9 protein-coding genes are annotated in these 12,140 nt (G+C 62.9%); 4 read left to right on the forward strand and 5 right to left on the reverse strand.

Features of this window, described 5'->3' with window-relative positions; genetic code table 11:
• The first annotated feature begins 58 nt into the window (after positions 1–58).
• The 4 genes from BUA38_RS34460 (at position 59) to guaD (ending at position 6,777) form a co-directional block, all read left to right on the forward strand.
• Complete coding sequence (locus BUA38_RS34460) at positions 59–1,441, forward strand: MFS transporter (RefSeq protein WP_072826660.1); 1,383 nt, start codon at positions 59–61, stop codon at positions 1,439–1,441.
• Between the two features lie 207 nt (positions 1,442–1,648).
• Positions 1,649–3,085, forward strand: coding sequence for a xanthine dehydrogenase small subunit (xdhA, locus tag BUA38_RS34465; RefSeq protein WP_072826661.1), 1,437 nt, complete (start codon positions 1,649–1,651; stop codon positions 3,083–3,085).
• Positions 3,082–5,406, forward strand: a complete 2,325-nt coding sequence (gene xdhB / locus BUA38_RS34470) for a xanthine dehydrogenase molybdopterin binding subunit (RefSeq protein ID WP_072825175.1) — start codon at positions 3,082–3,084, stop codon at positions 5,404–5,406. Before xdhA ends, xdhB begins: the two co-directional genes overlap by 4 nt.
• A gap of 18 nt (positions 5,407–5,424) precedes the next feature.
• Positions 5,425–6,777, forward strand: coding sequence for a guanine deaminase (gene guaD, locus BUA38_RS34475; protein ID WP_072825177.1), 1,353 nt, complete (start codon positions 5,425–5,427; stop codon positions 6,775–6,777).
• 34 nt (positions 6,778–6,811) lie between these two features.
• Here guaD and BUA38_RS34480 read toward each other — a convergent pair whose 3' ends face one another.
• From BUA38_RS34480 to BUA38_RS38395, 5 genes are all read right to left on the reverse strand, one after another.
• Entirely contained in the window at positions 6,812–7,531 is a 720-nt protein-coding gene (locus tag BUA38_RS34480; RefSeq protein WP_072825179.1) for a haloacid dehalogenase type II, read from the reverse strand.
• Between the two features lie 123 nt (positions 7,532–7,654).
• Entirely contained in the window at positions 7,655–8,653 is a 999-nt protein-coding gene (gene glpX / locus BUA38_RS34485) for a class II fructose-bisphosphatase (RefSeq protein WP_072825181.1), read from the reverse strand.
• Between the two features lie 80 nt (positions 8,654–8,733).
• Positions 8,734–10,053 carry a homoserine dehydrogenase gene (locus BUA38_RS34490; protein ID WP_072825183.1) on the reverse strand — a complete coding sequence of 440 codons (1,320 nt, stop codon included), beginning with the start codon at positions 10,051–10,053 and terminating at the stop codon, positions 8,734–8,736.
• Between the two features lie 79 nt (positions 10,054–10,132).
• Positions 10,133–11,353: an LL-diaminopimelate aminotransferase gene (locus BUA38_RS34495; protein ID WP_072826662.1), complete on the reverse strand. Its 1,221-nt coding sequence runs from the start codon at positions 11,351–11,353 to the stop codon at positions 10,133–10,135.
• A 225-nt stretch (positions 11,354–11,578) separates the two neighbouring features.
• Positions 11,579–12,094, reverse strand: a complete 516-nt coding sequence (locus BUA38_RS38395) for a hypothetical protein (RefSeq protein ID WP_244553138.1) — start codon at positions 12,092–12,094, stop codon at positions 11,579–11,581.
• Positions 12,095–12,140 lie beyond the last annotated feature (46 nt).

The raw sequence follows: 12,140 nt of genomic DNA on the forward strand, positions 1-12,140 counted from the left end.
GCCGATCATACAGAACACAGGGAGGAGAACCATGTCTGCGCTTGCCGCGGAGGGCGCGATGCTGCACACGGCCGACGTCACCCCACTCAATGCCGCCGCTAATGCTCAGCTGATCGCCCGGCTTGAACGGCTTCCAATCACGCCGCGACTGACGCTGCTGCGCGTAATCGTCGGGATCGCGACGTTCTTCGATGCCTATACCGTGCTTGCCATCGCCTTTGCGATGCCGCAACTGGTATCGGAGTGGGCGCTCACGCCCGCAGAAGTCGGCGCAATCATCTCGGCCGGATATGTCGGGCAACTGCTTGGGGCAGTCCTCTTCGGATCGCTCGCCGAGAAGATCGGCCGGCTGAGGACCCTTTTCATCACCATCGCACTATTCGTTTCGATGGACGCCGCCTGTCTATTTGCCTGGAGCGGCGTCTCCATGATCGCCTTCCGCTTCCTCCAGGGCATTGGCACCGGAGGCGAAGTGCCGGTCGCAAGCGCCTATATCAGCGAGTTCATTGGAGCCGAGAAACGCGGCCGCTTCTTTCTGTTGTACGAAGTGATCTTTCCCATCGGCCTGATGTTCGCCGGCACAGCAGGATATTTTCTGGTTCCGCTCTACGGCTGGAAGATGATGTTCGTCGTCGGCCTGATTCCGTCGATGCTGACGATACCTCTGCGCTGGTTCATGCCGGAATCGCCGCGATGGCTCGCGTCGAAGGGACGGATCGTCGAGGCAAATGCTGTCGTGAAGATCCTCGAGGACAGCGCGACCGCACGCGGTGTCACCTTGAAGTCGCCGGTAGCGCGCACTGTCGATCTGAACGCCAAAGTCAGCTCGGACTGGCGCGAACTTTTTAGCGGAATCTACCTGAAGAGAACCCTGACCATCTGGGGCTTGTCGCTTTGCGTGTACATGATCAATAATGGTCTGGTCACCTGGCTCCCGACGCTCTACTCGCAACTGTTCCAGCTGCCGCTGAAAACGAGCCTTGCCTATGGCTGGATTACCTCCGCCGTCGGCGTCATCGCCTCGATCATTTGCGCCCTCCTGATCGACAAGGTCGGTCGGAAAGCCTGGTATGCGTCGGCATTTCTCGCGGCCATCGTGCCGCTACTGGCGCTTTGCTGGCTCGGCGCGACGTCGGCTACGGAAGTCCTGATCTTCGCGACCGCAGCCTATGCGATTCTGCAAACCGTCGCGTTTTCGCTCTATCTCTATTCGGCCGAGCTCTATCCGACACGGCTACGGGCTGTCGGCGTCGGCTTCGGCAGTGCTTGGCTGAGAGCCGGTTCTTCGATGGGGCCGATGATCGTAGGCTCCATCGTCGCTGGCCCAGGCATCCGCTATGTCTTCGCCGCCTTCGCGGCGACCGCCCTGATCGGCGGGCTGGTGACATTGCGGTCCGCAATCGAGACAAAAGGAAAATCCCTGGAGGAGCTGTCGCCCTGAACCAACCGAGTGGCGCAGCGTCGCTCCAGGTTCGGAACCGTTTCGGCTTTGGGCCTGTCTACGGCGCGTGAATCTAACCCCCATCCAGTTTGCCGATTCGCCGAACTTCCTGACCCGGTTTCTTGCGCGACTTTCACCAGTGCGCCGGCTGAGCGCATCGCGTGAAAATTGCTGTCCTGTAGCCGCCCATTGTGCCATGATTTCAGCATGACCGGCGTTATTCAGTTCCTCCTCAACGGCGCCATGCGTCGCGTTACCGAGGTAACGCCCGCCATGACCGTCCTGCAATATCTTCGCGAACGCGAAAGCATGATCGGCACCAAGGAAGGGTGCGCGGAGGGCGACTGCGGCGCCTGCACGGTCGTTGTTTGCCGGCTGGAAGACGGGCGGCCCGTTTATAATGCGGTCAACTCCTGCCTGGTGCTGCTGCCTCAACTTGACGGCGCCGCCGTGTTCACGGTCGAAGGACTGGCCGATCAGCGTGGCGAACTGCATCCGGTGCAGCAGGCGCTTCTGGAAAACGACGGCACCCAGTGCGGATTCTGCACGCCGGGAATCGTGATGTCGATGGCTGCGTTCCAGCAAAGCGGCGAGCCTGCGACCGATGATCATATCCACGAGATGCTGTCGGGCAATCTTTGTCGCTGCACGGGCTACCGATCGATCGTCGCCGCCTGCCATCGTCTCGCCGCCGACACCACCGATGCCGCTCGCGCGCCGTTGCTGAAATCACCCTCCGTGCTCGAGACGCTGCCGTCCTGTGCGGATTACAGGGACGACAGCCTGATTTTCCTCACCCCGCGCTCGCTCGCGGAACTCGCCGAGGTCGCAGCGCAGTATCCGCAGGCCCAGTTCCTCGCCGGCGGCACCGATCTCGGGCTGCTCTTCAGCAAGTATAAGAAGCAGCCGACGGCGCTGATTTCTACCGCGCGCGTGACCGAACTGAAGCGGATTACCGTTGAGGCGGACGCGATCGAGTTCGGCGGCGCGGTGACCTATACGGAGGCGCTGCCCCATCTCGACGAGCATCTGCCGCAGTTCGCAGACCTGGTACGGCGCATCGGGTCACGGCAGATCCGCAACCTCGGCACCATCGCCGGCAATCTGGCGAACGCCTCGCCGATCGGCGATACCCCACCCTGCTTGATCGCGCTGGAGGCGGTTGTGACATTGCGGTCGGCGGCCGGCACGCGCACTGTCCCGGCCGAAAGCTTCATCACGGGTTATCGCAAGACCGTCTTGCAGCCGGGTGAATTCATCGAAGCCGTCCGCGTGCCGCGCCTGCTGCCCAACCAGCAGTTCTTCGCCTACAAGATCTCGAAGCGCTTCGACCAGGACATCTCGACGACGATCGGCGCGTTCCGCATCGAGGTGCAGAACTCCGTCGTTCGCGATTTGCGGGCCGTGTTCGGAGGGATGGCCGCGCAGCCGGCCCGCGCGGCCTGCGTCGAGAAGGCGTTAAGCGGACGTCCGTGGACGGCTGAGACGCTTGCCGGCATCGATACGGAGGTCGCGCGCGACTTCTCGCCCATTGACGATCATCGCGGCACCGCGGCCTATCGGCTGCGAGCCGCGGCAAATCTGTTCCGCCGGCTTCAGCTGGAAACCACGACCGCAAACCCAGTCCGCCTGGAGTTGCTATGAACGAGCCGATCCTGCGATCCATCCGGGGCGGCGCCCATGCGCCGGTTCGCCACGATAGCGCCGTCGGCCATTTGACCGGCCGGGCGCTTTACATCGACGACCTGCCGGTCGTGCCGGGCACGCTGCACGCTGCGCTGGTGCTCAGTCCGCACCCCCATGCGCGCATCAGCCGGATCGACCTGGCGCGCGCCCTCGCCTCGCCCGGCGTCGTGGCCGCGATCGTAGCTAACGACATTCCCGGCAAGAACGATATCGGCCCGATCCGACCCGACGAACCCCTGCTGCCGAGAGAAGTCGTCGAATACGAGGGCCAGCCCGTTGTGGCTGTCGCGGCCGACACCCTGGACAATGCGCGCGAGGCGGCGAAGCTCGTTGCGATCGACTACGAAATCCTCCCGGCCGTTCTATCGCTGAGCGAAGCGGTCGCGCGCGAACTCTATGTTTCGCCTGTACAGACCATGAAACGCGGCGACGTCGATGCGGAACTCGCCCGTGCCCCGCACCGGCTGTCCGGCGAATTCGCATGCGGCGGCCAGGACCACTTCTACCTCGAGGGACAGGTTGCCTTGGCGGTGCCCGGTGAGGGGACCGATATGGCGGTCTATTCGTCGACCCAGCACCCGACCGAGGTGCAGCATGGCGTGGCCCACCTGCTCGGCCTGCCCTTCAACATGGTCACGGTGGAAGTCAGGCGCATGGGCGGCGGCTTCGGCGGCAAGGAGAGCCAGGCGACGCTGATCGCCGGCATCGCAGCCGTACTCGCCCGCAAAGCCGGCCGGCCGGTCAAGCTCCGGCTTCCGCGCGACGACGACATGCGCGCCACCGGCAAGCGCCATCCGTTCCTGTTCCGCTATGACATCGGCTTCGACGGCGACGGGCGTATCCTGGGGCTAGACTTGATGCTCGCCGCCAATGGCGGCAATGTCGCCGATCACACGCCAGCGGTGGTCACCCGCGCGCTTTGCCACGCCGACAATTGTTACTGGCTGCCGAGCCTGCGGTTCACAGGCCTGCCGTGCAAGACCAACACCGTCTCGAATACGGCGTTTCGCGGCTATGGCGGACCGCAGGGCATGTTCGCGATCGAGACCATCCTCGATATCGTGGCCCGCCATCTCGGATTGCCGCTGGAAGAGCTGCGGCGGCGGAATTTCTACGGCATCGGCCGCAACGACGTGACGCCTTACAGCATGAAGGTCGAGGACAACATCCTCACGCACGTTACGGACGAACTCGAGCAAAGCGTCGATCTTGCAGGCTGGCGCGAAGAAATCTCGGCCTTCAACCGTACGAGCCCGGTGATCAAGAAGGGGCTCGCGACCCTGCCGATCAAGTTCGGCATCTCCTTCAACCGTCCGGCACTCAACCAGGCTGGTGCGCTGGTCAGCGTCTATACCGACGGCAGCGTGACGCTGAACCACGGTGGCACCGAGATGGGACAAGGCCTGTTCATCAAGGTGGCGCAGGTCGTCGCGGAAGCCTTTCAGGTCGATCTCGAAAATATTCGTGTTTCGGCCACCACGACCGGCAAGGTCCCGAATACGTCGCCGACCGCCGCCTCATGCGGGTCCGATCTCAACGGCATGGCGGCCCTCAATGCGGCCCAGGAAATCAAGGGACGGATGACCGATATCGCGGCGAAGCATTTCGACGTGCCGCCCAACGATATCCTGTTTGCGGCGAACCGGATCTATGCTGGCAACCGCAGCGTCTCGTTCAGTGAACTCGCACTTCTGTGCTGGGATCAGCGCGTGTCGTTGTCGGCGACGGGCTACTACCGGACGCCGAAGATCAACTGGGACCCCAAGACCAACACCGGACGTCCCTTCTATTACTTCGTCTATGGCGCCGCGGCTTCGGAAGTGGCGATCGACACGCTGACCGGCGAGATGCGGGTGTTGCGCGCCGAGCTGTTGCAGGATTGCGGCAAGTCGCTCAATCCGGCGCTCGATCTCGGCCAGATCGAGGGCGCCTTTGTGCAGGGCATGGGCTGGCTCACCACCGAGGAGTTGTGGTGGGACGAGAGCGGACGGCTCAAGACGCACGGTCCCTCCACCTACAAGATTCCCGGCAGCAGGGACGTGCCGCCCCGCTTCAACGTCCGCTTGTTGAGCGATGCGCCGAACAAGGAAGCGACGGTCTTCCGTTCCAAGGCGGTGGGCGAGCCGCCGCTGATGCTGGCGATTTCTGTATGGCTTGCGGTCCGTGACGCGATCGCCAGTCTTGCCGACTACAAGCTCTCCCCCGTTCTCGATGCGCCGACAACTCCGGAGCGGATTCTTTCGGCTATCGACGATATCCTCTCGCGGGCCGCCCACTAGCGGAGTGGATTTTCCGAATTGAGAAACCGCGAGACACACCAGCGTCCGACCGTCATCCGCGGTCCCGTCCTGACCTTCACGGGTAACCCCTTCACACATGGGCTCGAACGCACCGCGGTCTATGAACCGGACGCCATCGTTACGATGGCGAACGGCCTGATTACCGACTTCGGTCCGGCCCAGCGTGTCCTGCCGCGACTGCCGGCCAATGCCGAGATCAAAAACTACAGCAAGGATTCGCTGATCTCGGCCGGCTTCATCGATAGCCACGTGCATTTTCCGCAGACGCCGATGATAGCTGCCCATGGCGAGCAACTGCTGGATTGGCTGACGAACTATACCTATCCGACCGAATTGAAATATTCCGACAAGGATTTCGCCCGCTCCGTCGCGCAGGTGTTCCTGCGGGAAAACCTGCGCAACGGAATCACCAGCGCCTGCGTCTATTGCACGGTATACCCGCAGTCGGTCGATGCGCTGTTCGAGGAAGCTGAAAGGCTCGGCATGCGCATTGCCGCCGGCAAGGTGCTGATGGATCGCAACGCGCCGGCCGCGCTGCTCGATACGCCGAAGAGCGGCTACGACCACTCCAAAGCGCTGATCGCGAAGTGGCACAATCGCGGGCGGCTGTCGTACGCCATCACGCCGCGGTTTGCGCCAACCAGCTCGCACGAACAACTGGAAGCCGCAGGAGCCCTCTGCCGGGAACATCCCGACTGCTATTTGCAGACCCATGTTTCAGAGAACAAAAGCGAGATCGCTTGGGTTAAAGAGCTGTTTCCCGAACGTGACGGCTATCTCGACGTCTACGATCACTACGCGTTATGCCGGCCGCGTGCGATTTTCGGCCACGGCATTCACCTCACGGACGACGAGTTGCAGGTGATGCACCGGACCGGTTCGGCGATCGCCCACTGTCCGACGTCCAATTTCTTTCTCGGCAGTGGTGCGTTCAATATCGCCCGCACCCTGCGCGAGGATCGACTAGTGCGCACCGGTATAGGCACCGATCTCGGCGCGGGCACCTCATTTTCGATGCTGACCACCCTCAATTCAGCCTACAAGGCGGCCCAGCTCAACGGCTATTCGCTTTCCGCCCGTCATGCGTATTATCTGGCCACGCGCGGGACAGCGCATGCCATGTACCTCGAAGACAAGATCGGCAGTATTGCACCGGGCATGGAAGGCGACATTGTCGTGCTCGACATGAAATCGACGCCGCTCATCAAGTACCGGATGCAGTTCGTCGAGGATTTCGAAGAGGCCCTGTTCGTCCAGATGACGCTTGGCGACGACCGGGCCGTGCAGGCGACCTACATTGGCGGCGAATTGAAATATAGCCGCGATCCCGCGGAGGTCCGTGCTTCCTGATCGGGGTTGCACGGCACAGGTTACCCAAACAAAATCAGCATCCCATCCGGCCGGCCAGTTCGCCGAAATCCTTGGCGACGATGTCCCAGTCGCCTTTGGCCTCGAGATCGTATTTCTGCAACGGCCCGTATTCGGTCGGGCGGGCAACGAAGGCGGTTTTCAGGCCCAGATTTTGGGCGGCCTTGAGGTCGTGATTGTGCGCCGCCACCATCATCACCTGCTCGGGCGGCAGGCACAAAAGGCGCGCGGCGCCGAGATAGGTCTCGGGATCGGGCTTGTAGTGCTCGAACAGTTCGGCCGACATGATCAGGTCCCACGGCAGGCCCGCGAACTTCGCCATCTCCGTCAACAGCGCGACATTGCCGTTCGACAACGGGCTGAGGATGTATCTGGTTTTCAGCCGCGTCAGCCCGCCAACGCTGTCGGGCCATGGATAGAGCCGGTGCCAGCCCATCGTGAGGTGGTGCAGGTCGGCGTCATCAAGTCCGGTGATCCCGAGCTGCTCGACCAGTTTCTCCAGCGAGCGTCGGTGCAGCACGTCGAGAATGACGTAGCCCCGCTCCGGGTGCTTTCGCACGTCATCCATCGAGGCCGCATAGACCGCGCGCCAGCCGTCGACCAGTGCGGTCCAGTCCCCGTCGATGCCTCGCTTCTTGCCCCAGGCGGTGAAGTCGTTGATCAGGCTGGTACGCCAATCCACCACCGTGCCGAAGACGTCGAATATCAGCGCTTTGACTTGCGAAAGATCGGACATGGTCGCCTCACTCTGTCATTCCGGGGCGCCCGCAGGGCGAAACCGGAATCCATTTCTCCGAGTATTCATGTCGCACCATGGATTCCGGACAGCCGCTGGCGCGGCTTCCGGAATGACGGAGCGCTAGTCGAGATGAAATTTGTCGAGCTGGCGGTGCTCGGCCTTGATGTAGCGCACGGTACCGGTCACCGAACGCATGACCACCGTTTCGGTCTGGATCACATCGCCGCGGAATTTGACGCCTGACAGCAGCGAGCCGTCGGTGACGCCGGTTGCCGCAAACAGGCAGTCGCCCTTGGCCATGTCCTCGATGCCGTAGATCATCTTCGGATCGGTCACGCCCATCTTGCGCGCGCGCTCGCGCTTCTCTTCGCTGTCGAGGATGAGCCGGCATTGCATCTGGCCGCCGATACAACGCAACGCCACGGCCGCCAGCACGCCCTCGGGCGCACCGCCGGTGCCCATATACATGTCGACGCCGGTATCTTCCGGATCGGCGCAGTGAATGACGCCCGCCACGTCACCGTCGGTGATCAGACGCACCGCAGCCCCGGTGGAGCGGACGCTGTTGATGATGTCGGCATGACGCGGTCGATCCAGCACCAGAACCGTAATGGCGGAAGGGTCGACGCCCTTGGCCTTGGCGAGCCGGCAGACGTTGTCGGCCGGCGGCGCATCGAGCTCGACGACGCCTTTGGCATAACCGGGTCCGATCGCGAGCTTCTGCATGTAGACGTCGGGTGCGTGAAGCAACGTACCGCCGTCCGCCATCGCCATGGTCGCGATCGCGCCCGGCATGTTCTTGGCGCACAACGTGGTGCCCTCAAGCGGGTCGACGGCGATATCGACCTTCGGTCCGGCCTTGAGCCCGACCGACTCGCCGATGAACAGCATCGGCGCCTCATCGCGCTCGCCCTCGCCGATCACGACCGTGCCTTCGATCGGCAGCTTGTTGAGCTCGCGGCGCATGGCGTCCACCGCCGCCTGGTCGGCCGCCTTCTCGTTGCCGTGGCCGCGCAGGCGTGCCGCCGAAACCGCCGCGCGTTCCGTTACCCGCACGAGTTCGAGCGTCAGGATGCGCTCGAGCAGCAGCTGGGGCGGAACGGAAATATGGGTCGACATCGGCGAGCTCCTCTCAGGACTTAAATCGCAGGCTTTGAGGCCCGCCTATCATCTTTTTTCGCGGCGCAGGTTCCCGCATCTCAATTCTTTTCGATCCGGATCACCTGCGGACGTCCGCTGATCACCTTGTCGCGCTGCACGGCGTCAAGCGCGCGGTGGACGGCGTCCTCGCTGGTGGCGTAGGTGATCAGGATCACCGGCACCGGCGCAGCTTTCCCCGCCGTCTGTACGACGTCAACGCCGTTGGCATGACGCTGGACGATCGATTCGATGGAAATTTTCTGGTCGGCCAGCCGCGTGGCAATCGTGGCGGCGGTGCCAGCAAGATCCCGCGCCATCAGGCGGATGTAATAGCCGCCCTCATGGCGTTCCATCGGCGCCTTCGCAATCGCACGCAAGCGTTCCACGGGACGGCCAAAGGGCAGCGCGCGGATGCCGCGCGCGACGTCGGCGATATCGGCAACGACGGCGGAGGCCGTTGCCGCGCCGCCCGCGCCTGGACCAACCAGCGTGATCGGCGGAATGCCCTCCCCGTCGATGGTCACGGCATTGGTGACACCCATGACCTGCGCGATCGAAGACGTTTTTGGAACCATGGTCGGATGCACGCGCTGCTCGATGCCCTTGGCGGTTCGCACCGCAACGCCGAGCAGCTTCACGCGAAAGCCGAGGTCGGCAGCGGCGCGCAAATCCTCCGGTGCGATCGACGAGATACCTTCGACATAGACCGCGCTTTGCGAAACCTTCGTACCGAAAGCCAGACTCGCCAGAATGGCGAGCTTCTGCGCGGTATCATGGCCGTCGACGTCGAACGACGGATTGGCTTCGGCATAACCGAGCCGCTGCGCATCCTTCAGACATTCCGCGAAAGACAGTCCCTCCTGCTCCATCCGCGTCAGGATGTAATTGCAGGTGCCGTTGAGAATTCCATAGACGCGATTGACCGAGGTTCCGGCGAGCCCCTCGCGCAGCGTCTTGACGATCGGGATTGCCGCACCGACCGCGGCCTCGAAATTCAGGGCGCCGCCGAATTGTTCCGCGGCCTTCGCCAGCTTGAGGCCGTGTTTGGCGATCAGCGCCTTGTTGGCGGTCACGACGGACTTGCCGGCCTTGAGCGCGGTATCGATCGCGGACAACGCTGGCTCGCCCGCGCCGCCCATCAGCTCGACGAAGCAATCGATCCTGGGATCGCTCGCAAGCTCAAGCGGGTTCTTCGACCAGTCGATGCCTTGCAGGTCGAGCCCGCGCTTCTTGGCTTTCGAACGCGCGGTCACCGCGACCACGCGCACCGGGCGGCCGCAGCGCGACGACAGCGTCCGGCTCTGCTGCTCGATCAGGCGGACCACTTCGGCACCGACGGTGCCGAGGCCCGCGATACCCACTTTCAGGGGTGCGACCATAACTTCGAAAGACCTACAGGAGAAATTTCTTAGGCATGATCTGGTCCGAAAACCGGAAGTCCACTTTTCGGGATCATGCCTAGCGCCGGTTGGCGAGAGGAACCACGTTGTGCAACGTTTCGATGCCGCTTTCAAGGAAGCGGCGCACGCCGCGGGCGGCCTGCCGGATGCGTTGCTCGTTTTCCACCATGGCGATGCGCACGTAGCCGTCGCCGTGCTCGCCGAAACCGACGCCCGGCGAGACGACCACGCCTGATTTCTCGACCAGTAACGTCGCGAACTGCATGCTGCCGAGGCTGCGGAACGCTTCCGGCAACGGCACCCAGGCAAACATCGAGGCCTCGGGCGGCGGAATCTCCCAGCCTGCCCGGCCAAACGACTCCACCAGAGCATCCCGGCGCTTGCGATAGGTGTCGCGCATCTCGCGGATGCAATCCTCCGGGCCGTTGAGGGCCGCAGTGGCAGCCACCTGGATCGGCGTAAAGGCGCCGTAGTCGAGATAGGATTTGACCCGCGCCAGCGCTGCGATGATGCGCTCGTTGCCGACCGCGAATCCCATGCGCCAGCCCGCCATCGAAAATGTCTTCGACATCGAGGTGAACTCGACCGTGACATCGATCGCGCCCGGCACCTGCAACACCGACGGCGGCGGGTTCTTGTCGTCGAAATAGACCTCGGCGTAAGCGAGGTCGGACAGAACGAAGATGTCGTGCTTTTTGGCGAAGGCGACGAGGTCCCGGTAGAAATCGAGGCTCGCGACGTAGGCGGTCGGATTGGAGGGATAGCAGACAACCAAAGCGAGCGGCTTGGGGATTGAATGGGTGATCGCCCGCTCGCAGGCTTCGAAAAACTGCGGCGTCGGTTCCGAGGGGACCGACCGAATCACGCCACCCGCCATCAGGAAGCCGAAGGCATGGATCGGGTAGCTCGGGTTCGGACACAGCACCACATCGCCCGGTGCGGTGATCGCCTGGGCGACGTTGGCAAAGCCCTCCTTCGAGCCCAGCGTGGCGACGATCTGGGTCTCCGGATTGAGCTTCACGCCGAAACGCCGATCGTAATAGGCGGCCTGCGCGCGCCGAAGCCCGGGAATGCCGCGCGATGCCGAGTAACGATCGGTGCGCGGCTTGCCCAGCGTCTCCTTCAGCTTGTCCAGGACGTGCTGAGGCGTCGGCAGGTCCGGATTTCCCATGCCGAGATCGATGATATCGGCACCGGCATTGCGCGCGGCCGCCTTGGCCCGGTTGACCTGCTCGAACACGTAAGGCGGCAGACGGCGAATGCGGTAAAACTCTTCCATGGGACCCTTCAGCTCCGGCAACCCTCGATCAACGCAGATTTTGAGGGACAGATTCGCCGACGTACCCCCGCAGGCACTTTCGCTTTCGCCCATAATCATCACAAAATCAGATAGTTAGTGAGATTTCAGGCTGAAATGATTTAGCGCTCGCACAAACCGGCGGGGTTCAGCAGGATAATTCTAGCACGCCAAGCGCAGTCCGCTAGTGGACCATTAGCAGCGAGATTATTTCCCGGCCTGGACCTGGTTTTGGTCCTTGGACTGGGCCTGATCCTTGCCGGCACCGGCCGAGGCCTGACGTTCCCGCGCCGCGATCAATTCCTTCTGGACCTTGGCGCGCTCGGCCGGATCCATCGCGGCCTCGTCGCGCGCGGGCGGCGTATCGTTAACGGGCAGATAGGTGCCGGTATCTTTGGGCCGCGTGTCGGACGCGGCGCTGCCGATCGGAATCTCCGAGATCGACGTGGAGCAGCCGCCCAGAGCCAGCGCCGCAAGCAGCAGCGCTGCCCCGGCCAATGCTCCGCCTGACCGATTCTCCGGCATCATCGTCCCCGCGCCCACCCAGGCCATGACACACACTGACACAATTTCGACCAAAGGGTATCCGGCCATCAACCATTGTTGCCCCGAAACCCTTAAAGGCCAACCAAGAAAACGGGCGTCTGGGGCCTGAATAAGACCGAGCCGGGCGAAAATATCGCAGTGCAACAGCAACTTTTCGAGAGCGGATCGTTCATTCAACTAGCGTCGATCTGCGCGATGACGAATTTGAAACGAAGCTGTAGTG

The sequence above is a fragment of the Bradyrhizobium erythrophlei genome, from assembly GCF_900142985.1.
In the GTDB taxonomy this organism is placed as follows: Bacteria; Pseudomonadota; Alphaproteobacteria; order Rhizobiales; family Xanthobacteraceae; genus Bradyrhizobium; species Bradyrhizobium erythrophlei_B.

Coding starts and splice junctions, on each gene's coding strand:
- BUA38_RS34495 (WP_072826662.1), bottom strand. CDS start 11,353: ATGGAAGAGTTTTACCGCATTCGCCGTCTGCCGCCTTACGTGTTCGAG.
- xdhB (WP_072825175.1), top strand. CDS start 3,082: ATGAACGAGCCGATCCTGCGATCCATCCGGGGCGGCGCCCATGCGCCG.
- BUA38_RS34460 (WP_072826660.1), top strand. CDS start 59: ATGCTGCACACGGCCGACGTCACCCCACTCAATGCCGCCGCTAATGCT.
- BUA38_RS34480 (WP_072825179.1), bottom strand. CDS start 7,531: ATGTCCGATCTTTCGCAAGTCAAAGCGCTGATATTCGACGTCTTCGGC.
- BUA38_RS34490 (WP_072825183.1), bottom strand. CDS start 10,053: ATGGTCGCACCCCTGAAAGTGGGTATCGCGGGCCTCGGCACCGTCGGT.
- xdhA (WP_072826661.1), top strand. CDS start 1,649: ATGACCGGCGTTATTCAGTTCCTCCTCAACGGCGCCATGCGTCGCGTT.
- glpX (WP_072825181.1), bottom strand. CDS start 8,653: ATGTCGACCCATATTTCCGTTCCGCCCCAGCTGCTGCTCGAGCGCATC.